16 protein-coding genes are annotated in these 21985 nt (G+C 72.3%); 10 read left to right on the plus strand and 6 right to left on the minus strand.

Features of this window, described 5'->3' with window-relative positions:
- Positions 1-114: 114 nt before the first annotated feature.
- From AB1046_RS07010 to AB1046_RS07040, 7 genes are all read left to right on the plus strand, one after another.
- Positions 115-801 carry a DUF3000 family protein gene (locus AB1046_RS07010; protein WP_369373726.1) on the plus strand — a complete coding sequence of 229 codons (687 nt, stop codon included), beginning with the start codon at positions 115-117 and terminating at the stop codon, positions 799-801.
- On the plus strand, positions 798-2063 hold the full coding sequence (locus AB1046_RS07015) for an HRDC domain-containing protein (RefSeq protein ID WP_369373728.1): 1266 nt from the start codon (positions 798-800) through the stop codon (positions 2061-2063). The genes AB1046_RS07010 and AB1046_RS07015 overlap by 4 nt, the downstream gene beginning before the upstream one ends.
- 33 nt (positions 2064-2096) lie before the next feature.
- Positions 2097-3173 (plus strand): lipid II:glycine glycyltransferase FemX, encoded by a 1077-nt coding sequence (locus AB1046_RS07020; RefSeq protein ID WP_369373730.1) that lies wholly within the window; start codon positions 2097-2099, stop codon positions 3171-3173.
- 270 nt (positions 3174-3443) lie between these two features.
- Positions 3444-4694, plus strand: a complete 1251-nt coding sequence (locus tag AB1046_RS07025; RefSeq protein WP_369373732.1) for an acetyl-CoA C-acyltransferase — start codon at positions 3444-3446, stop codon at positions 4692-4694.
- A gap of 3 nt (positions 4695-4697) precedes the next feature.
- Positions 4698-6845 (plus strand): 3-hydroxyacyl-CoA dehydrogenase NAD-binding domain-containing protein, encoded by a 2148-nt coding sequence (locus AB1046_RS07030; protein ID WP_369373734.1) that lies wholly within the window; start codon positions 4698-4700, stop codon positions 6843-6845.
- Positions 6846-7012: 167 nt separating this feature from the next.
- Positions 7013-8788 carry an NAD-binding protein gene (locus tag AB1046_RS07035; protein ID WP_369373736.1) on the plus strand — a complete coding sequence of 592 codons (1776 nt, stop codon included), beginning with the start codon at positions 7013-7015 and terminating at the stop codon, positions 8786-8788.
- A gap of 66 nt (positions 8789-8854) precedes the next feature.
- Positions 8855-10180, plus strand: coding sequence for an APC family permease (locus tag AB1046_RS07040; RefSeq protein ID WP_369373738.1), 1326 nt, complete (start codon positions 8855-8857; stop codon positions 10178-10180).
- On the opposite strand, the gene AB1046_RS07045 is transcribed toward AB1046_RS07040, so the two are convergent.
- Positions 10125-11555 (minus strand): PLP-dependent aminotransferase family protein, encoded by a 1431-nt coding sequence (locus tag AB1046_RS07045; protein ID WP_369373740.1) that lies wholly within the window; start codon positions 11553-11555, stop codon positions 10125-10127. The two genes, AB1046_RS07040 and AB1046_RS07045, sit on opposite strands and share 56 nt — an antisense overlap.
- Positions 11556-11655: 100 nt before the next feature.
- Here AB1046_RS07045 and AB1046_RS07050 point away from each other — a divergent pair, with 100 nt between their 5' ends.
- Both AB1046_RS07050 and AB1046_RS07055 read left to right on the plus strand, forming a co-directional pair.
- Positions 11656-13290: a hypothetical protein gene (locus AB1046_RS07050; protein ID WP_369373742.1), complete on the plus strand. Its 1635-nt coding sequence runs from the start codon at positions 11656-11658 to the stop codon at positions 13288-13290.
- 74 nt (positions 13291-13364) lie between these two features.
- Complete coding sequence (locus AB1046_RS07055) at positions 13365-13997, plus strand: metallophosphoesterase (RefSeq protein WP_369373744.1); 633 nt, start codon at positions 13365-13367, stop codon at positions 13995-13997.
- 143 nt (positions 13998-14140) lie between these two features.
- Here AB1046_RS07055 and AB1046_RS07060 read toward each other — a convergent pair whose 3' ends face one another.
- Positions 14141-14368, minus strand: coding sequence for a helix-turn-helix domain-containing protein (locus AB1046_RS07060; RefSeq protein WP_369373746.1), 228 nt, complete (start codon positions 14366-14368; stop codon positions 14141-14143).
- A 255-nt stretch (positions 14369-14623) separates the two neighbouring features.
- Between AB1046_RS07060 and AB1046_RS07065 the strand changes: the two genes are divergently transcribed.
- Positions 14624-15367, plus strand: a complete 744-nt coding sequence (locus AB1046_RS07065; protein ID WP_369373748.1) for a class I SAM-dependent methyltransferase — start codon at positions 14624-14626, stop codon at positions 15365-15367.
- A 20-nt stretch (positions 15368-15387) separates the two neighbouring features.
- On the opposite strand, the gene AB1046_RS07070 is transcribed toward AB1046_RS07065, so the two are convergent.
- The 4 genes from AB1046_RS07070 to AB1046_RS07085 form a co-directional block, all read right to left on the minus strand.
- A complete protein-coding gene (locus AB1046_RS07070) occupies positions 15388-16134 on the minus strand; it encodes a metallophosphoesterase (protein ID WP_369373750.1) in 747 nt (248 codons plus the stop codon).
- On the minus strand, positions 16103-17008 hold the full coding sequence (locus AB1046_RS07075) for a hypothetical protein (RefSeq protein ID WP_369373752.1): 906 nt from the start codon (positions 17006-17008) through the stop codon (positions 16103-16105). The genes AB1046_RS07070 and AB1046_RS07075 overlap by 32 nt, the downstream gene beginning before the upstream one ends.
- A gap of 110 nt (positions 17009-17118) precedes the next feature.
- Positions 17119-19629, minus strand: a complete 2511-nt coding sequence (locus AB1046_RS07080) for a tetratricopeptide repeat protein (RefSeq protein ID WP_369373754.1) — start codon at positions 19627-19629, stop codon at positions 17119-17121.
- 124 nt (positions 19630-19753) lie between these two features.
- Complete coding sequence (locus AB1046_RS07085; RefSeq protein ID WP_369373756.1) at positions 19754-21976, minus strand: DEAD/DEAH box helicase; 2223 nt, start codon at positions 21974-21976, stop codon at positions 19754-19756.
- Positions 21977-21985: the final 9 nt, after the last annotated feature.

Below are 21985 nucleotides of genomic sequence, written 5' to 3' on the forward strand. Positions count from 1 at the left end.
CGCGGTGACCCCCGGCCAGCCTAGTGCCCACCCGGGGACGACGACGCAGGTCACCATCGAGCGTCTGCCGCGCGCCTCCTTCTTGCGGCAGACCTGCGGACGTACCGTGAAGTGGTGACCAGCGGCCCGCCCACCGGCGTTCCCGTCGACTTCGCAGCGGCTCTCGCCGACCTGCGTGCGGCAGCCCTGCGCGCCGAGGTGCGCCTCACGGAGATCCCGGCTCCGCGCAGGGTGGCCCCCTACAGCGTGGCACTCTCGGGTGACGTGCTCCCCGCCGTGCCACCGGCTCGGCCAGGCCGCGGCGCCGGTCCGGGCCGGGCCGACGACGGCGACCACGACCACGACGAGGACCCGCTCGCCACGGGCCGCTTCGTCGTCCTGTACGACCCGGCCGGCCAGGAGGCCTGGCACGGCACCTTCCGGGTGGTGACGCTGGTGCGCGCCACGCTGGAGCCGGAGATGGCCGCCGACCCCATGCTGGCCGACGTCGCCTGGTCCTGGGTGGGCGAGAGCCTTCAGGCCGCGGGGCTCGCCCCCGGCACGGATACCGTGGCCGACGGCGGCACGGTCACCCGGGTCCTGTCGCACAGCTACGGCGCGCTGGAGGGCAGCCCGGATGCCGTCGACCTCGAGATCCGCGCGTCGTGGACGCCGCTCGGCACGCACCTCGGCCCGCACCTGCACGCGTGGGCGGCGCTGCTGACCACGGCGGCGGGGGTGCCTCCGCTGCCCGAGGGCGTCGCAGCGCTCACCAGGCGTTTTACCGACGGTTCCAGGCAACGCCATACGGTAGGTCCATGACCACCACGGAGCGAGGAGTCCCTGCGGAGACATCGCCGCCCGTGCCGGCCCCAGTCACACCCCTGACCGAGCCTGCCGACGGGCTGCCTGACGTCGTCGCGACCGAGGGCGCCTTCGCGCGCGTCGTCGAGGCGTTCGCTGCCGGTTCCGGGCCTGTGGCCGCCGACGCGGAGCGTGCCTCCGGGTACCGGTACGGCCAGGCGACGTACCTGGTCCAGGTGCGGCGGGCGGGCGCGGGGACGGCCCTGATCGACCCGGTAGGTGTCCCGGACCTGTCGCCGCTGGGCGAGGCCGTCGGCGACGCCGAGTTCGTGCTGCACGCGGCCTCCCAGGACCTGCCCGGGTTCGCCGAGCACGGGCTGCGGCCCGCGCGGGTCTTCGACACGGAGCTGGCCGCACGGCTGCTCGGCATGGAGCGGGTGGGGCTCGCCGCCGTCGTCGCCGAGGTGCTCGGCCTGGGGCTGGCGAAGGAGCACTCCGCCGTCGACTGGTCCACCCGCCCCCTGCCCGAGGACTGGCTGCGGTACGCCGCCCTCGACGTCGAGGTGCTCGTCGAGCTGCGCGACCGGCTCGCCGAGCGACTGGAGGCCGCGGGCAAGGCCGAGTGGGCGGCGCAGGAGTTCGAGGCCGTACGCACTGCGCCCCAGCCGGCCGCGCGGGTCGATCCCTGGCGGCGTACCTCCGGCATGCACGTGCTGCGCAACCCTCGCCAGGTCGCCGCCGTGCGCGCGCTGTGGGTCGCGCGGGACACCAGCGCCCAGACGCGGGACATCTCGCCCGGCCGCGTCCTGCCCGACCGCGCAATCGTCGCGGCGGCCAAGGCCATGCCGAAGACCGCCGGGCAGCTCGTGCTGCTGCCCGAGTTCGCCGGCAAGGGCACCAAGCGCCGGGCCGGCTACTGGCAGAAGGCGATCGACGAGGCCCGGGCCCTGCCCGACGCCGAGCTGCCCAGCGTGCGTGGCCCTCGTTCCGACGGCCCGCCGCCCCCGCGGACCTGGGGCGACCGCGACGCCGCGGCGGCCCGCCGGCTCGCGACGGCTCGCGAGCTGGTCACCGCGCTGTCCGAGGAGCGGTCCGTGCCCGTCGAGAACCTGCTGCAGCCGGACGCGCTGCGCCGCCTGTGCTGGACACCGCCGACGCCGGCCGACGCTGCGGGGATCGCCGAGTTCCTGCTCAGCCGCGGTGCGCGCGAGTGGCAGATCGACCTGCTGGCGCAGGGCCTGGAGCAGGCGTTCGCCGACGCAGCGCACGAACCGGTGTGAACGCGGCACGCGCACCCCAGTAGAGTCGTCCCCATGTCTGCCCTGTCGGAGCCCCTCACGCTCGCCGTCGACGTCGTCACCGAACCTTCGACCTGGGATCGCGAGGTGCTCGCCCTGGGTGGACACCCGCTCCAGCTGTGGGGATGGGGCGAGGTCAAGGCGGCCGGGAGCTGGCGCGCGCACCGCCTGCGGGTGACCGAGGACGGCTCGACCGTCGGCCTGGCGCAGCTGCTCGTGCGGCCCCTGCCGGCCCAGTTCAAGGCCCTCTCCTACGTGCCGCGCGGCCCCGTCGTCGCGCACCACGAAGGCAAGACGGCGCAGGCGGTCTTCGGCGTCGGCGACACCGCGACCCGCAACGCCGTGACCAACGCCGTCGTCGAGTGGGCGCGCGAGAACGTGGGCGGCGTCGGCATCACGATCGAGCCGGACTGGCCGGTCGGCACCACCGTGACCCTCGAGGACAAGCGGCTCGCGCCGAACCCGATCCTGTACCCCTCGACGCTCATCCTCGACCTGCTCAAGAGCGAGGACGAGCTGATGTCGGTGATGTCCAAGAAGACGCGCCAGTACATCCGCAAGTCGCAGCGCGAGGACCTGGACTTCCGCGAGGTCACGCTCCCCGAGGAGCTGGATGCGTGCCTGGAGATCTACCGCCAGACTGCCGAGCGCGCCGGGTTCGGCCTGCACTCGGACGACTACTACCGGCTGGTGAAGTCGGCCCTGGGACCGGCCTCCCCGGTGTACGCGGCGTTCGCCCGCTCGGTCGAGGGCGGCCCGCACGACCGCCCGGTCTCGTTCGTCTGGTTCGCGGCCTCCAGCACGACGTCGTTCGAGCTGTACGGCGGCATGAACGACGACGGCATGAACCTGCGCGCCAACTACGGCCTGAAGTGGTACGCGATCACCCGCATGAAGGAGCGCGGCGTGGTGCGCTACGACGTCAACGGCCTGCTCAACGACGGCATCTCGAACTTCAAGCGCGGCTTCGCCGACCACGAGGACGAGCTGGTGGGCAGCATCGACGTGCCGTTCTCGCGCTGGTACTCGACCTGGAACCAGGCGCTGCCGGCAGCCAAGAAGGTAGTCCGCAAGCTCCGCGGCAACGGCTGAGCGCGTATCCCGGGCGGCGCCCGGGTGATCGGTAGAGGGTCAGGTGATCGGTAGCTCGGGCTGCCGATCACCTGACCCTTTTGCCGATCATCCGTCGCGAGCCGAGAGGCGTGCGTCACATCTGGGACTCAGTCTCGGGTCCGGCGCCAGATCTGGCGGACCGGGTCTCATCTCGTGCGTGCTTTTTACCGGTACTCGCGGTAGCGTGTATCTCGATCCAGCGGCGTCGCTCACCGGACGCCGCCGTCCCCAAAACCAGGAGTTCTGCTGATGCCCGCAGCCCCGGAAACACCGCGTGCCCGCCGTGCGGTTCGCGACGTCGTCTTCGTCGACGGCGCCCGCACGCCGTTCGGCAAGGCCAAGCCCGACGGCCAGTACGCCCAGACGCGCGCCGACGACCTGATCGTGAAGGTGGTGCGCGAGCTGCTGCGCCGGCACCCCGAGCTCCCCCCGGAGCGGATCGACGAGGTGGCCATCGCCGCCACCACCCAGCAGGGCGACCAGGGGCTCACGCTCGGCCGCACGGTCGGCATGCTCGCGGGCCTCCCCCAGTCCGTGCCGGGCTACGCCATCGACCGCATGTGCGCCGGGGCCATGACGGCCGCCACGACCACCGCCGCGGGCATCGCCATGGGCGCCGCAGACGTCGTCATCGCGGGCGGCGTGGAGCACATGGGCCGCCACCCGATGGGCTTCGCCGCCGACGTGAACCCCCGCTTCGTCGCCGAGAAGCTCGTGGACCCGCAGGCCCTGAACATGGGCATCACGGCCGAGAACCTGCACGACAAGTTCCCGCACCTCACCAAGGAGCGCGCGGACCGGTTCGCCGTCGAGTCGCAGGCCAAGTACGCCAAGGCGCTGGCCAACGGCAACATCGAGCCGGACCTCGTCCCGGTAGCGATCCGCTCCAGCGAGCTGGGCTGGGGCCTGGCCACCACCGACGAGCTGGCCCGGCCCGAGACCACCTTCGAGTCCATCCAGGGCCTCAAGACGCCGTTCCGCCCGGGCGGCCGGGTCACCCCCGCGACGTCGTCGCCCCTGACCGACGGCGCGACCGCCGCGATCCTCGCCTCAGGCGACGTCGTCGCCGAGCTGGGCCTGCCCGCGAAGATGCGCCTGGTGTCCTACGGCTACGCCGGCGTGCCCCCGGAGATCATGGGCTACGGCCCGGTGCCCTCCACGGAGAAGGCCCTGAAGAGCGCGGGCCTGACGATCGACGACATCGGCCTGTTCGAGCTGAACGAGGCGTTCGCGGTCCAGGTGCTCTCGTTCCTGGACCACTACGGCATCGCCGACGACGACCCGCGCGTCAACCAGTACGGCGGCGCGATCGCCATGGGCCACCCGCTGGCCGGCTCCGGGGTGCGGCTGATGACACAGCTCGCCCGGCAGTTCGAGCAGCACCCCGAGGTCCGCTACGGCCTCACCGCCATGTGCGTGGGCCTGGGCCAGGGCGGCAGCGTCATCTGGGAGAACCCGCACCACGCCGACTACTCCGGCCACACGGACGAGGAGAACTGACCCGTGTCTGAGACCCCCACCCCCACCGCTCCGACGGAGCGCGTCACCCACTCGCTCGTCCGGGACGTCACCCTGCCCGGCGGCGCCGGTGTGCTCGCCCTGGTCACGCTGGACAACGGCCTGGACCACACGAAGCCCAACACGCTCGGGCCGGCCGGCATGGCCGAGCTCAAGGCCGCCCTGGAGGGCATCCGCACCCGCGCGGAGGCCGGCGAGATCGCGGCCGTCGGTGTAACCGGCAAGCCGTACTTCGTCGCCGCGGGCGCCGACCTCAAGGGGATCACGTCGGTGAGCGGCCATGCCGAGGCCGTCGAGCTGGCCCGCATGGGCCACGCCGCCTACACGATCCTCGGCGACCTGCGCGCGGCCACCGGCGTGCCGACCTTCGCGTTCGTGAACGGCCTGGCGCTGGGCGGCGGCCTCGAGGTCGCCCTGAACTGCGACTACCGCACGGTGGCGTCCGACGCCGCGGCGCTCGGCCTGCCCGAGACCGGCATCGGCCTCATCCCCGGCTGGGGCGGCGCCTACCTCGTGCCACGCCTGGTCGGCGTCGAGAAGGGTGTCGAGGTCATCCTCACGCGGCCGGCCGCGAACAAGCCGTACAAGCCCGCGGAGGCCCTGAAGATCGGGCTGGTCGACGAGCTGTTCGAGGCCGCCGACTTCCTGGAGCAGTCCATCATCTGGGCGGCCAAGGTGGTCACCGGCGAGATCGAGGTGCCCCGCCGCGAGCTCGACCCGCAGCCCGTGTGGGACGGCGTCGTAGCGGCCGCGAAGGCACAGCTCGACACCCTGGTCGGCAACTCGCGGCCCGCGCCGCACCGCGCGCTGGAGCTCATCGCCGCGGCCCGCAACGCCACCAAGACCGACGCGTTCGCCGCGGAGGACCAGGCGCTGGCGGACCTGGTCATGACCGACGAGATGCGCGCCAGCATCTACGCGTTCAACCTCGTGGGCGGCGGCAAGAAGCCCGCGGGCGCGCCCGACCCCAAGCTCGCCCGGCCGGTCACCCGGGTCGGCGTCGTGGGCGCCGGTCTGATGGCCGCCCAGATGGCGTTCCTCTTCGCACAGCGCCTCGGCGTGCCCGTCGTCATGCGCGACCTGGACCAGGACCGCGTGGACAAGGGCCTGGCCTTCGTGCAGGAGACCGCCGAGAAGCTGGCCGGCCGCGGACGGCTGACGCCCGACGCCGCCGCCCGCATCGTGGCGTCGGTCTCCGGCACCACGGACATCGGCGAGTTCGCCTCGTGCGACTTCGTGATCGAGGCCGTCACCGAGGTCATGGGGCTCAAGAAGAAGGTGTTCGCCGAGCTGGAGGACATCATCGCCCCCGAGGCGATCCTGGCGACCAACACCTCCGCGCTGTCCGTCACCGAGATGGCAGCCGACCTGCGGCACCCCGAGCGCGTCGTCGGCATCCACTTCTTCAACCCGGTGGCCCAGATGCCGCTGGTCGAGGTGATCAACGCAGAGCACACCTCCGACGAGGCCCTCGCCACGGCGTTCGCCATCACCAAGAAGCTCCGCAAGACGGCGATCATGTCGGCGGACCGCCCGGGCTTCATCGTGAACCGCCTGCTGCTGCTCGTGGCGGGCCAGGTCGTGGACGCGATCGAGGGCGGGACGGCCGTCGAGATCGCGGACCGGGCGCTCGCGCCGCTCGGCCTCCCGATGCCGACGTTCGAGCTGACCGACCTGGTCGGCCCCGCCGTCGCGCAGCACGTCCTCACCTCGCTCCGCGAGAACCTGGGCGACCGCATCCCGGCCTCGCAGGGCCTGGCCAGGATCGTCGAGGACGGCACCCGCGTGGTGCTGGACGCCCCCAAGGGCCAGCCGAAGCCGGTCAACCCGGCCATCCAGGAGTACTTCGGCCCGGCGCTGACCCCGGGTGAGCCCGGCAGGCACGGGCAGGTCGTGCTCGACGCCGACGGTGTGCTCGACTCGGTGCTGACGGCGCTGACCACCGAGATCGGGCTGCTGCTGGACGAGGGCGTGGTGCCCGGCCCGCAGCAGATCGACCTCGCGATGATCCTCGGCGCCGGCTGGGGCTTCCACACGGGCGGCATCACGCCGTACCTGGACCGCACCGGCTACAGCGAGAAGGTCCTGGGCAGGCGGTTCCTGCCCGACGGCGTGGCGAACGTCCCCGCCTGAGCCGGAGGTGCAGCGCAGGGTGAGGGCCGAGGAACGAGGCACTCGCCTGCAGCGGAACCGCAGGCTCAGGCGGATCGGACAGAGCCTGAGCCTGACCTCCCGGACCCTCCGGCAACGAGCGCACTTTGTGTGCCCGATGTCGGAGGGTCCGGCTACGCTCGGCGACCATGACAGCCCCCGGACCTGGCACGAACGCGCACTACGTCGTAGTCGGTGCCGGCGCGCTCGCCTTCCGCCTGACCCGCGCGCTCAGCACGCGCTTCAGCGGCACCGTGACCGTGGTCGTGCCCGACCGCAACTTCCGGTACGCCGTCGAGATGGACGCCCTCGACCGGGTCGACCTCGTGGTGGCGGACCGGGTCGACGAGAAGGTCCTCACCGCGGCCGGAGCGGACCGCGCAGTGGCTGCGGCGCTGGTGGACCAGGACGACGGCGGCAACGTCTCGCTGGCGCTCCTGCTCCGCGAGGCCTGGCCCGAGCTGCACGTTGTGGTCCGGATCTTCGACGAGTCGCTGGGGCGGCACCTGGAGCGTGACAACTGCACTGTGCTGTCCTCGTCGGCGTTTGCGGCACCTGAGATCGTCGGCGCCGCGCTGGGCCGCCTGATCCGTCTCCCGGTGCAGCATCGCCGCCTGGTGGCCGTGTCGGACGAGGCGACGCCCCTGCCGACCCGAATGGTCCTGTTCGCGACCGCCGAGGACGGCACCGTCACGGCGCTCCCGAGCGACGAGCAGCTGCGCGGCCTCACCCCCAAGGTGCTCCTGGCGGACGCCGCCGAGGCCGACGTCCTGCCGGAGGTGAAGGCCGAGCTCGAGCCCGACGAGGACGAGGTGGACCCGCACCGCCGCCGCCGGTTCGGCGAGTACGTGCGCACGCTCGCGGTCACGTCCGGGTGGAACCTCCTGCTCGCCGCGGGGGTGCTGCTGGTGGTCGTGGTCATCGGGGCGACAACGATGATGCTCGCCACGGGCTCCTCCTGGGGCGGTGCGCTGTACGAGGCGGTGCTGCCCGCCCTGGCCGGCAGCGACCCGGACCACGAAGCGAACCCCGTGGTCAAGGCCACCCAGGTGGCCCTGACCGTGGTGAGCGTCGCCGTCATCCCGTGGGTCACCGGTGTGGTGGTCGACGGCGTGGTGCGGACCCAGCGCCTGCTCGACGCGGGCTCCCCGCTGCACGCGATGGCCGACCACGTGGTCGTCGTCGGGCTCGGCGATCTCGGCACCCGCATCGTGCGGTCCCTGGACCGGCGGGGCGTGCCGGTGGTCGCCGTCGACATGAACGAGTCCGCGCGCGGTATCGCGGTGGCGCGCGCGCGGGACGTCCCCGTCGTGATCGGCGACGCCCGCCGGGCGGCGACCCTGCGCGCGGCGTACGTGGACACCGCCCAGGCGATCGTCGTGGTCACGAGCGGCGGGGCGATGACCATCGGCATCGGCTTCGCGGCTCGGGCGATCCAGCGGGCCACACCCACGCAGCTGCGCACGGTCCTGCGGGTGTACGACAGGGACCTGGCGCGCCGGATCCGCCGCGAGATCCCCGACTCGGCCGGGCTCAGCTCCTCGTTCCTCGCCGCGCCGTGGTTCGCCGCCGCGATGATCGGCCAGGAGGTCAAGGCCACGATCCCCTACCGGGACCGGGTGCTGGTGCTCGCCGAGATCGTGATCGCGAACAACAGCCGCCTCGCCCGCATGCAGCCCGACGACGTCGACCTGGACGGCGCCATGGGGGCGGACGAGGAGGCCGTCGGGAGGTCCGACGAGGGCGACTCGAAGAGCCGCCTGCTGGCGATCCGCACCAAGGCCCAGCCGGGCGGCGGCGGGGGGCTGATGATCGAGCCCTCGGACGGGCGGTTCCTGCACGCCGGAGACACGCTCTTCGTCATCGCGACCACCGCCGGGCTGCGCCGGCTGCGCGAGCTGGCGAGCACGCGACAGCCGGTATGACTGGCCTGAACATCCGGGCCCAGATCGGCCCGTTCGACGGTCCACCCGGCGCCTAGCGTGAGGTCCATGAAGAACGGTCTCAGTGTTCCCCAGGGTGCGGCACTCACCATCGGTGCCATGCTCGGCACCGGCGTCATCTCGCTCCCGGCCCTCGCCGCCGGCGTCGCTGGCCCGGCCTCGCTCGTGGCGTGGGCAGGGCTCGTCCTCCTGTCGATCCCGCTCGCCACGACGTTCGCCGCCCTCGGCGCCCGGCACCCCGACGGCGGCGGTGTGGCCACTTACGCGCGCCTCGCGTTCGGCGAGCGGGCCTCCACGATGGTGGGCTGGGCGTTCTACGCGACGATCCCCGTGGGCGCTCCCGCCGCGGCGGGCTTCGCGGGCGCCTACGTCGCCGACGCGACCGGCGGCGGACCGGGCACCGCCCTGGCCACGACGGTAGCGATCATCGCGCTGTGCGCGGTCATGAACTGGTTCGACCTGCGGGTCTCCGGCACGGCCCAGCTCGCCATCGCCGGAGCGGTCGCGCTCCTGCTGGCTGTCGCCGTCGTCGTGGCGCTGCCGCACGCGCAGGCCGGCAACCTCACGCCGTTCGCGCCGCACGGCTGGGGGGCCGTCGGCTCGGCCGCCGCGCTGCTGGTCTGGGCCTTCGCCGGGTGGGAGATCCTGGGCTCGCTGTCCGCCGAGTACCGGCAGCCGGCGCGGGACATCCCGCGGGCCACGGCGATAGCGGTGGCCGTGGTGGGTGTGCTGTACCTGGGCGTCGCGTTCGCCACGGTCGCGGTGCTCGGCCCGACGCCGGGGCCTGCGCCCCTCTCGGACCTGCTGGTGCTCGGCTTCGGCGAGGGCGCGCGGCCGGTCACCGCGGTGGTGGCCGTGCTGCTGACCGTCGGCGCCATCAACGTCTACTTCGCGGGCGGCAGCCGGATGGGCGCGGCGCTGGCCCGGGACGGCGCGCTCCCGGCCTGGCTGGCCGCCGAGCCGGGCCGCACGCCCCGCCGCTCGCTCGCGCTGATCACGGTTGTCGCCCTCGGCACGACGGCGGTGCTCGCGCTGCTGCACCTGTCCACCGACGCGATCCTGCTCATGGCGACCGCTACGTTCTCCCTGCTCTACGTGGTGGGCACGGCCGCAGCGCTGCGCCTCCTGCCCCGCTGGGGCATCGCCTGGTGGTGCGCGGCGGTGTCGCTGGTGGCCGCGCTGGGCCTGCTCGTGATGACCGGGGCGCACATGGCCGGACCCGTGGTCGCTGCACTGGGCGGGCTCGCCTGGGCGACGTGGCGGCGACGCCGGGCGCGGGTGGCCGCTGCTGCGGCCACAACCGCGGCAGCGGCCGCCCTCACGGCTCCAGCAGCCGCCCCAGAGCCCGGATGCCTGGCCGGATCGAGCTCGTGACCGCACCGCCGATCCCGAGCACTATCCCGTCCCGGTGGGGACCCACCGCGAAGGCGCCGAGGGACTCGCACGCGACCGACCGCCGTCGGGCACTGGCCACGAGGGCCGGCGAGGCCACCCGGGCGTCAGCCGGCAGGTAAGCCGCCAGGTGCAGGCCCGCCGCGGACGGGACCGGCTCGACCGGCAGCTCCGCGAGCGCGTCCAGCAGGATCTCGTGCCGCTCCGCGTAGTGCGCGGACGCCTTGCGGACGTGCCGGGCGAGCAGGCCGTCGTCGATGAAGCGCGCCAGCGCCGCCTGCACGTGCACTGCCCCGTGGCCGTCGGTGAGCTGGCGCGCGGCAAGCAGGGCGTCGCGCAGGGACGACGGCGCCACGAGGTACCCGACACGCAGGCCGGGCAGCAGCGACTTCGAGAAGGTGCCGACGTACACCACCCGGCCGTCCCGGTCGAGCGCCTGCAGGGACTCCAGCGGGCGGCGGGCGCGGCGGAACTCGCTGTCGTAGTCGTCCTCGATCACTGCCGCCCCGTGCCGCGCCGCGTGCGCCAGCAAAGCCCGCCGCCGGGTCAGAGACAGCGGCATACCAAGGGGGAACTGGTGCGACGGGGTGGTGTAGACCAGCCGGGCGCCCGCGGGAATCCGGTCTACGACCAGGCCCTCGGCGTCGACCGGCACCGGTACCACTCGCGCCCCGTGCAGCGCGAAGAGCTCCCGCGCCTCCGGATACCCCGGGTCCTCCATGGCGACGACGTCCCCCGGCTCCAGCAGGACGCGCGCCACGAGGTCGAGGGCCTGCTGGGCACCGGTGGTGGCGATGACGTCGTCAGCCCCCGCGCGGACCCCGCGGGAGCCGGCGACGTAACGGGCGACGGCCGCGCGGAACCGGGGCAGACCCGCGGGGCCGCCGTACGAGCCCGCCGCCGGGCCGCCGGCCCGGGACTCGGCGGCCAGCAGCCGCCGCCAGGTGTCGAACGGGAAGAGGCTCGCGTCCGGGATGCCGACGCGGAAGTCGTGCGCCGGGGCTGGGGCGTCGCCGCTCGCGGGCCGCACGGTCCAGCGCCAGCCCGCCCGCGGCCGCAGTGCCCCCGGGGTCCGGCGGCGCGGGGGCGGCGTGTCGCTCGCCGCCGCGGTCGCGAACGTGCCCGCGCCGGTCCGGGTCTCCAGGAACCCCTCCGCGATCAGCCGTTCGTACGCGGTGGCAACGCTCGCGCGCGCGACGCCGAGGTCGCGGGCGAGGTCACGCGTGGAGGGCAGCCGCTCCCCCGCCGGGACCCGGCCCGTGGTCAGGGCCGTGTGCAGCGCACGATAGATGGCGTCGGTGCGTCCGGTGCGCTGGCTGAGATCGACGGCGAGGTCCACCCGCCGATCATGACTCATCAGGCCTCGCATTACAGTTCGGACTCATCCGGACACTTCACCCGGCCCGAACTGGCGCTTTCGGGATTTCTCGGTAGTTATCGGCCCTAACATCCGGCTCATGAGCACTGACGCCGCGCCGCCGGCGCCCGCCGAGGAACCCACCGAGGAACCCACCGACGCGACCGCCGACCTGACGCCGCCGGCCGAACAGGTGACCGAACAACTGCCGATCGAGTCGCCCACCGAGGAGCTGTCGGTCGAGCAGCCTGCTGGCGAGCCGCCGATCGAGGAGCCGCCGACTGACGAGCCGCCGACTGAGCAGCCCGCTCCGCCCCACCCCCTGACCGCCGCTCTGCTCAACCTGAGCGGCCTAGGGCTGGGCTACCTGCACCTGCGCGCCTGGGTCCGCCTGGTCGTTGCACTGGCCGCGACCGCGGGCCTCGTGTGGGTCGCGCTGCCGATCGGGCGCGAGCCGATCGCCGTCTGGTGGCCTTTGGGCTACCTGGGTGCGCTGGTCCTGTTCTCGCTGGACGCGGCACTCCTCGCCCGACGCCGGGCCCGGCGGCCGGAACGTCGTCGCACCGTGTGGTCGCCCCGCGCGGCAGGCCGGGTGGCGTGGGCGACGCTCGCGGTGGTGCCCCTCCTGGGCGCCGCGTACGTGGTGACGCAGCACGAGGTGCTGGAGCAGTACCTCGCGTACGACCTGGACCAGGCCGAGGCGACCCTGGACGAGACTGCCAGCAGCTTCGCCCCGTACAAGGACGTCTACAACGCCGCGTACGCGACCTACGTGCGAACCGCGTCCGAGCACCCGGGCACCCGCGCCGCCGACCGGGTGCCCGGCCTCGTCGACGACCTGTACACGCGCGCCAAGGGTGACGGCGTGTGCAACGCGCTCACCGTGGTGCGGCACTTCGCACAGCCCGGCACCGACGGCCCGCTGCAGAGCGTCGCGGAGGGCGAGCTGCCCGGTGCGCTGCACGACTGCGGGATGCAGTACACGGAGGCCGGCGAGTTCCAGCTCGCGGAGAGCACGCTCACCGACCTGCTGACCGACCACCCCGCCAGCGAGCAGGCCGCCGCACTGCCTGCGGAGCTCACGACCTGGCGTGACACGGTGATCAAGAAGCTGGCCGGCGAGCAGGGCTGCCTGAGCCCGATGGTGGCCACGGGCTCGGAGGCGTTCCTCGCCAGCTTCGACTCCGGCAAGGTCAGCGCCCTCGCGGACGAGGCGCGCACACAGGTGCCGGCGGGGCTGCTGAAGTGCGCCGTGCAACAGTTCCAGGACGGTGATCACCTCAGGACGCAGGGCATCCTGAACGGCCTCCTCGACTCGTACCCGAGGGCCAAGGAGACCGACTACGCCGAGCGGATCCAGATCGCCACCGGCATCGCGCTGGCGGACCCGGAGGTGGAGGTCGGGCTGCCGGCACGCGACGAGCCGGAGGGGACGGTCACCCTCACCGTCTTCAACTACAGCCCCGATCCGTTCGAGATGGTCTACACGGGGCCGGCGACCGGCGTCGTCGCGATCGACGCGTGCGATGACTGCACCTACTACGCGGATGGTGACTCGCCCGACTGCGTGGGCTACTCGTTGACGATTCCGAGCACGACGGTCACGATCCCGGCGGGCGACTACCTCACCGCGACCCGGGAGGACGGCACGGTGTACGGCTGGCGCGACGACGGAGTGCAGGAGGAGAGCTACACCGCCGACTACGGGCTCTGCACCTGGACCCCTGAATCCTGACCACAGGGGCCCCGGCCCGCGCCGCCGAATTCGATTCCCCTCGGCGGCGCGGGAGCGGTTGAATACGTCCTGACATGACTACGCACTACACGTCCGACCTGCACTTCGGACACCTGAACATCATCCGCTTCTGCGACCGCCCCTTCGCGGACGTCGCCACGATGGACGCCCGGCTCGTCGAGCTCTGGAACGAGAGCGTGGCCGGCGACGACACCGTGTGGGTGCTGGGCGACGTCGCACTCGGCGTCCTGGAGGAGTCCCTCGCCAGCATCGGCCGGCTCGCGGGGCACAAGATCCTGGTGCCGGGCAACCACGACCGCTGCTGGGAGGGCGAGCGCGCCCTGCGCAAGGGTGAGCCGGAGGCGCGGGAGCGGCGTCGGGCGATCGCCCGGGAGCGCTACCTGGCCGCGGGCTTCGCCGAGATCCACGACCGGCCGGAGCCGGTCGTCATCGGCGACGAGAAGGTGGTGCTGTCGCACTTCCCGTACCAGGGCGACTCGCACGGCGAGGACCGGTACGTCGAGTACCGGCCGGCGGACCAGGGTGGCTGGGTCGTGCACGGCCACGTGCACGACACCTGGCGTCAGCGTGGGCGGCAGATCAACGTCGGCGTCGACGCCTGGGGCGGGCGGCCCGTACCCGCTGAGACGATCGCGGGACTGATCGCCGACGGTCCCCGCGAGCTGGCCCCGTTGAGCTGGTCCTGAGCAGACTGGTCGGGACATGACAAGAGCGCACGTTCGCAGGTGATGAACGTGCGCTCAGGCGTCAGTGTGCGTGGCTTCGCAGGTTCGCGAGCTGCACGCACTGCGTCAGCGGAAGCGCCAGGGCGCCGGCCGCGACGCGGGGGTCATGCGGATACGAGGGACTCCGTGTCGCGGTGCTCGCGGTCCGACTTGTAGGACTCGATCTCCGCTGCGTTGAACATGAGGTCGGCGCCGACCATGTGGTAGTCGAACTCACCGGCTTCGAGGAGATCGATGACGTGCAGCTTCGAGACTCCCAGCAGCCGCGCTGCTTCGAGCACTGTGAGGTCCTGGTGCTGCCTGGCTTCTGCTTCCAATGTGATTTCGTTCACACGGCAAGTGTTGCGCGTCCGGACGGCCAGAGTCCAGTCGAATCGCTGCGAGTTTCACTAATCTTTCGGTGATTCTTTTCTTCGCGAGACCCGGGGTCGAGGTAATTGATCTCGCACAGAAGGGTCGAACGAGTGAAAGCAAGGGCACTCAAGTTGTGACACGATTGGCGCCATTCGGCCGATCCAGATTGCGAATCGGCGGCTTCATGGCCAACCAGCGGATCGAGACGATCCATCGCGCGCGAGGGGGTATGGATGACCGCGCTGTCGCCCGATCTCCAGTCAATTCTTGATATCAATCGCGCCGCGTACGACATGCTCGCCGGTACATACAAGGGCACTACCGAGGTCCGTCAACAGAGTGCCAAGAAATGGCTCACCCAGCGACTGCCGGAGATCACCTCCGCAGGACGTCCGACGGCACTGGACGTCGGCTGTGCGGACGGCACCCACTCCCGCGTCCTGGCCGCACTCGGATATGCCGTCACCGGCATCGACTTCTCGGCGCAGATGATCTGCGCGGCGCGTGAGCTCGCGGCCGACCCGACCCTACCGAACAAGCCGTCCCTGCTGCTCGGCGAGTTCCTGGCCGGCCGGTACGTCGACGAGGACGGGGCGGACGCACCGCTCGACGGCGCACGCTTCGACCTGGTGCTCGCCACGGCCTTCGTCCATCTCTTCCCTCCCGAGGCGGACGACGACGCCGTGCGCAAGGTGCTCAGGCATGTCGCCACCGGCGGCACCGCCCTGATCTCGACGACGGCCGCCCTGTCGAACCGGCAAGGCCTCGAGGCGAAGGCGGGAGCGGGCGGGCAGGTCGCCCGCCGCTGGCGGAACCACTACACGCTCGAGTACTTCGTCTGGCTCGTTCGTGAGGCCGCCCGCGACGTGTACGGCGTCAGGGTCCCGGTCCAGCCCTGGGTCGTCGTCGACCCGGACGCCGAAGGAAAGGTCTGGGTCGACGTCGTCGTGACCCGGCCGGCCAGATCACGGCCCTGATCACGGCCCGGACCCTCTGATCACGTCCCCTGGTACCCGCGGTACACCGCGGTGCGCAGCTCGATCGCGTACGGCGCGAGTGCCGGCATCCCGAGCCTCGCGGCCGCATCGATCTCCGCCTCGATGTCGTACGGCACCCGGATGAGGTGCAGGCCGAACGGCGCCGGGTCGGGCTCGTCGACCAGGCCCTCGAGAATCGCATAGCTGGGGATCGGCTCGTCCAGCGGGTTGCCGACACTCCCGACGTTGAAGAGAGTCCTGCCGCGCTCGACCTCGACGAAGGCGTCGTGGATGTCGCCGTAGCCCACCATCGACGGTCGCGCCCCACCACCCGTCATCGGGGTGTTGGCGAACATCCCGTCGAACTCCTCGGTCGTGTGGTGCGCGTGCACCCGCACGTGCGGGCTCGTCGCGGAGGCGTGGAACAGCCTGATGTGCCGCCCGCTGATCAACAGGTCGTGGCTCAGCGGCAGCATCCGGAGCCAGTCGTGCTGGTCCTGACGCAGCTCGTCGCGCCACCAGATCATCTCCGGGGCCGACTCGTCGCTCCACACGGGTAGGTGGTCGTCCCAGTTCCCCCGGATGTTTACCTCGCACGCCTTGTCGCACCGGTCGACGACCTCACTCCCCCGCGGCCCCTTTCCGACGAAGTCACCGAGATTGATGATCCGTTCGATCCCACGCGACTCGATATCAGCGAGCACCGCATCGAGCGCGGTGAGGTTGCCATGGACATCACTGATCAGGGCAATCCGCTCCAAAGACACGCTCTGGATAGTGCCACATCCCGATCCCCGCTCGTCCGCCTTCCTCGCCCGGCCCCAGGGCCGGCGGCCTGCGTTCGGCCGGCACCGGATGCCCCACTGCCAGAGCAAGCGAGTGCAGGACGTGCTGCAGGATCGGCGGGTTCAGATCGTCGTCGCCGTCGTACTGCTTCAGACCGATGCCCAGGCGCTCGATGGACTTCCGGTAGAGGTGGAACTCCACGTAACCAGAGGCCTCTGACGTTCCGGGATCCCGGATCGATCCGCTGTACTGGACGGTGGTCCGGTAGGTGTGGATGTTCAGCTGACCACGCCCCGCCGCGTTGATCTGAAGGGCGAGTCTTTCGAGGCGGTCGTGCGCCTGCAGCACCTGCCCGATGAACGCCTCGTCCCGGTCGTAGTACCCGTCGATGGTCGAGGCGATCGCCGGGTGGTCCACGAGCCACCCGGGGTCGACCTTGATGACGTCGACGTCCACGCCACGGTTGACCATCGCCCAGATCAGGTTGGGGTCGCGCGCCACGCTCGTCATGCCGAAGCCGAACACGACGACCTGATGACGCGCGGCCTTCCAGATGTCGAGCGAGGCGTTCCGGTGCTCACGGTCTGCGCTCACCCACTCGATGCCCCGGTACTGACGCAGTTCGTTCAGCAGGCGCGCCCGTTCCAGCTCGGCGTCGCGCTCGAGGCGCTGGCGGGCCGCGATGGTCTGCTCGAACAGGTAGACGACGGCGATGACAACCGTCGCGACGGCCGTGCACCAGACGATCGGGATCGTCACGCTGCGCGGCATCACATCGGGAATGAAGGTGAGAGCGAGGTTCGACATCGCACCGAGTGCGACGACCAGGAGACTTCCCCGAGCCCAGTTCTGCATGTCGACCACCCCCAGGATCCGCGCACAACGACCTGGTTCCAGTGATTCGATGCTAAGTCAACAAATTGGTCAAGTCCAGATATTAACGAAACATCAGTTATGCAAAGCGATCAATCGACGCCGAGCGCCCCCGCCTCCGCCCTGGCCTCTCGCGCCTCGTCGAACCGTTCCTGGTCGTGCAGCAGGAGCGCCAGCTTCCTCAGGCGCCCCGCCAGCCGCTCCCGGTACACCCCGGGGTGCTCGACGGCGAGCTCCCGCAGGAGCGTGACCGCCTCGCCGGCCGGCAGCGTCGCCTCGTCGCCGAGCTTGAGGACGGAGAGGATCGAGGTGAGGTTCTCCAGGGACTGCACCAGCCGGGGGCGGTGGCGGGGGTCGGAGCGGACCAGCTCGCGCCAGGTCCGGGTCGCCTCGCGCTCGGCGTCGAGGGCGTCCTGCGGCCGGTCCAGCCGGGAGCAGGTGACACCGAGGTCGGACAGCGCCTCGGCGAGCTCCGCGGTGTACTGCCCCGGACGGTCGGCCGCGAGCCGGCGTCGCACGCCGACCGCCTCCTGCTGCAGGTCGAGGCCCTCCTCCCACCGGCCGAGGGCCGAGAGCTGCGTGCCCAGCGCCTGGAGCGATTCCGCGAGTCCTGCCAGGTACCGGCCCGGGTTCTCCTGGGCGGTCCGCCGCCGGATCCGGACGGCCTCGTCGATGTACCCCACCGCCTCTTCGGTGCGGCCCTGATCGGCAAGCACGCTGCCCATGACCTGCAGCGAGCTGCCCAGGCTGCAGATGTGCTCGTCCGGATCGGCGGCGGCCAGGCGCCGTCGGACCTCCAGCGACTCCTCGGCCGGCTCCAGCGCCTCCGCGCCCCGGCCGAGCTCCAGCAACCGCCGGGCCACGTTGAGCTGGGACCGGGCCAGCCCCGAGGAGAACCGGACCGGGTTTGCCTCCGCGAGCCTCCGCCAGAGCCCTACCGCCTCCCGGCCGGGGCCGAGCGCAGCCAGTGGCTGCCCCAGCTCGGCCAGGGTCACGGCCAGGTTCGACAGCGCCATCGTCAGGTCGAGGGTGACAACGCCCGGGTGGTCCGCCTCGACGAGCCGCAGCAGGTCCACCGCCTCCGCCTCGCAGCGCAGCGCGTCCCAGGGGCGCCCCTGGTCGGAGCAGGCGGTGCCGAGGGTGACGAGCAGCGCGGCCAGCCGGGATCGGTACCGCTGCGGGTCCGCCTCGGCGAGCTCGCCCAGCAGCACGACGGCGGGCCCCACGTACCGTTCGGCGTCGGCCGCGCGGCCCACGTCGACGAGCGCCACCCCGACGTCGCGCAGGGCCTCGGCGCGCCACGCCGGGTCGTCCTCCGGCGTCACCGCGAGCGTGCGCAGGGCAACCTCTACGCGCAGCTCGCCGAGCGCGAGCGACGGGTGGGGCAGCACTCCGGAGACCGAGCGCAGGGCGTCGTAGTCGTCGGGGAGGGCGGCGACCGCAGCGCCGAGCTGGTCGAGCGCGGGGCTCAGGCCCTCGGACCGTCCGGCGAGCCGTTCGACGACCATCGCGGCCGCGCGCTGCGCGGCCCGCCGGGCAAACGCCGTGCTCGCCCCCGACAGGCACGCCCCAAGCAGCCCCGGGATGTCCGTGAGCTCGGCCAGCAGGTGCGGGTCCACCAGCCGCCCGGGCAGGGCCCGGTGCGGATCCAGGTCCAGCAGCCACTGCCCGACGGCGGCTGCCGCACCCGGCTGCACCCCCGGTACGACGGCGGCGACGCGGCTCACGAGGTTCTGGGCGGCGTCCGGGGTCCGCACCCCCGTCAGCGTCGCCGCGGCGACCAGAGCGTCGACGGCCTCCGGCAGGAAACCGGCCTCGCCGAGCACACCGGCCTCCTCAGCACTGCGGAACCAGGTCCAGCGCTCGTGCTCAAGAAGCTCGTCGAGGGCGTCGGACACGTCGACCGGCAGCACGTCCTGCGCATCTGGTGCCTGCGCGCGCAGGACGGCGCAGAGCGCCGCGGCCTGCAGGTCCAGCATCGGGGTCCCGCCCGCCTGCGCGGCGACCGCGACCTGCGGCACGGGGAGGCCGAGCGCCAGCGCGTACGGCTCCACGAAGGCCGCCACGAGCCGCCCGTCCACCTGCCCGGGCAGCACCTCGGCCCCGAGGTCCTCCCCCGTGCGCGCCGGTTCGAGCAGCGCCCGGGCCGCCAGGCTCGTCGTGGTGAGCCGGTTGAACCACTGCCCCGCACCGAGGGACACCAGCAGCACACGCAGCGCGCCGTTCCGGCCGCGCGCGGCGGACCGCAGCAGCTCCGCGAGCGCTGAGCCGCGCGTCTCGGCGCCGTCGACGATCAGGAGTGCGGGGGCGCCGTCGGGCACCATGGCCAGGGCGGCGTGCTCCGCGCCGTCGGGCACGTTCAGGCAGGTCCAGCCGGCGCGCGCCATGGCGTACGCGGCCTCGCGGGCCAGCCGCGTCTTGCCGACGCCGCGCGCGCCGCTGACGAGGCGTACCGCGACGGTGTCGGGTCCGTTGCACCACTCGACGAGCGATGCCAGCTCGGCGGTGCGTCCGAGGAACGGAACGATGCGTCGTTCCGGGGCGAGCAGCCGTCCTGGCGAGACAAGACGAGCGACCGCCGCGCCGGGTTGTGACGTCAGCATGGACACAACTTCAGTGAACCCCAATCCCGCCTCAACGGGGTATCACACTCAAATAGGTCGCCTTTGGTGCTTTCATGGTGCGCGCAGATGCGCTTCAGATTGCGCAAATATGCGTAGAAGTGCGTCAGATAGCGCGGCTGAGCCGTTCTTTCTCCTCGGCGAGGATGGTGCGCGACAGCGAGGCCTCGGCCGGTGCCTCGACGTCCACGGCCGACGGCGACGCGTCGGTGATCTCCGAGTGCCGGGCGAACTCCTCGAACAGGGCCGCCTTGGAGCCGAGGATCTCCATCATGCGCTGGTCGACGGAGGTCTCGACCAGGAGCCGGTGCACCTGGACCGTGCGGGTCTGGCCCATGCGGTGCGCCCGTGCCACGGCCTGCGCCTCGATGGTGGGCTTGACCTGGGGCTCGCAGAAGATGACGACGCTCGCCGCCTGCACGTTCAGCCCGACTCCCCCGGCTGTGATCTGGCTGACCAGCACCGCGGGCCCGCCGGGCTCGGACAGGGCGTCCACCATGGCCTGCCGCTCGGAGACGGGCACCGATCCGTTCAGCGGTCCCACGGCGAGATCCCCGAGGAGGTCCATCACCTGCTCCAGCACCGACAGGAAGTAGGAGAAGACGATGACGCGGCGGCCACCGTCGACCGCCTCGGTGACAAGCTCGCGCAGGCGCACCAGCTTCGCCGACTCCTCCGCGTCGGACACCGCGAAGGCGGCCCGCCGCATCGCCATGAAGTTCCCCGCGAGCACGGCGGCGCGGTAGGCGGCGCCGTCGACCGGGCCGAACTGCTCCCACTCCTCGACCTGCACCATCTCGGGCAGCTCGGTGAGCACGTCCTCCTGGTTGCGGCGCAGGTAGGCAGGCGCGACGATCCGGCGGAACGCCTTGGCGCCCGACAGGCCGGCGTTGGGGTCGAGCTGGCCCGCGACCTCCGGCTGGAGGTAGCCCACCATGTTCTTGAACTCGGCGACCTTGTTCTCCATCGGGGTGCCGCTAAGGAACAGGACGCGGTCGGACCGGTCGGCCCAGCGCCGCACCTCGCGGCCGCGGATGGTCTCGGGGTTTTTCACGTAGTGCGCCTCGTCGACGACCAGGAGCGCGGGCCGCAGGTCGTAGGGCAGGTCGAGCCGGCCGAGCACCTCGAACGTCGTGATGGCGACGCCGCCGCCGTCCAGCCAGCCCGCCGCTGCCTGCTCACGGTCGTTCCCGTGCATCACCACGGCGGTCAGGTCGGAGTGCTGCTCCACCTCGCGCTTCCAGTTGGTCACCACGCTCGCCGGGCACACCACCAGCACGTGCGTGCTGCCGGTGGCCACGAGGTGCGCGGCCACCGCGATGGACTGCATGGTCTTGCCCAGGCCCATCTCGTCACCGAGGATCGTGCGCCGCTGCACCAGCGCGTACTTGGCGCCGAACTGCTGGTAGCCACGCAGGTTGGCGCGCAGCAGGGTCCGGTCCAGCGGCTGCGCCTCGACCCGCCGCACGACGTCGGCGGGCAGGCCGCCCTCGGCGGCCTCGTGGTCGTCACCCAGGTCCACCACCTGCGACAACAGGCCGTAGTACTCCGCGGACCGCGCCTCGAAGTCCGCCCACACCTCGGCCCCTTCGGGCGGCTGCCCGACGGCGGCGCGTACCGCGCGAGCGTCGTCCGTCAGCCGCGCACCGGCCACCTGGTCCGCGAGCGCCGAGACGGCCCTGAGCGCGGCGGCCTTGCGGTCGGCGGGCGCGACCAGCCGCCGCCAGACGCTGGTGGCGGTCCGGGCGGGCTCCAGGTGCGCGGGCACGACGGCGGCCACGCGGCGCGCCTCGTCGAGGTGCCGGTGCCGGGCGTCGGTGGCCAGCCCGAACGCGTACAGGGTCTGGACGAGCACGGTGGCGTACGGGTCGTCGGGGTCGACGTCGATGCGGAACCGCAGGTCGGCGTCGACCTCGTCGGCGAGCTCGCGGACCGCCGAGGTAGCGAGCTTGGCGGTGCCGGCGCCGATGCCCGCCTCGACGAGCCGGTCGGTGCCCGCGACGAGGACCTGGGTGGCGCTCTTGTACCCGGCCTTCTCCAGGACGGCGACGCGCAGCTTCTTGCGCCGGTCCTCCAGGGCCGTGACACCGACCGTGCGCAGGACGGCGTGGACGCGCACCTCGCGGGTGGCCGTGTAGGCGTCGCGGACCCGCTCGCGCAGGCCGTGGTCGGCGGTGGTGAGCAGCTTGGCGTCGTCGAGCAGCGCCTGGGCCTGCTCCACTACCCGGCGGGCCGCGCGGGGCTTCCACGACCGGGGCGGGCCGGGGCGGGGCGAGCTGGCGGGGGCGTCTGCTGCGGCTGGGCTGGGGAGGGTCGTCTGCTCGGTCATGGCGTTGCG

Source organism: Promicromonospora sp. Populi (assembly GCF_041081105.1).
Taxonomy (GTDB): Bacteria; Actinomycetota; Actinomycetes; order Actinomycetales; family Cellulomonadaceae; genus Promicromonospora.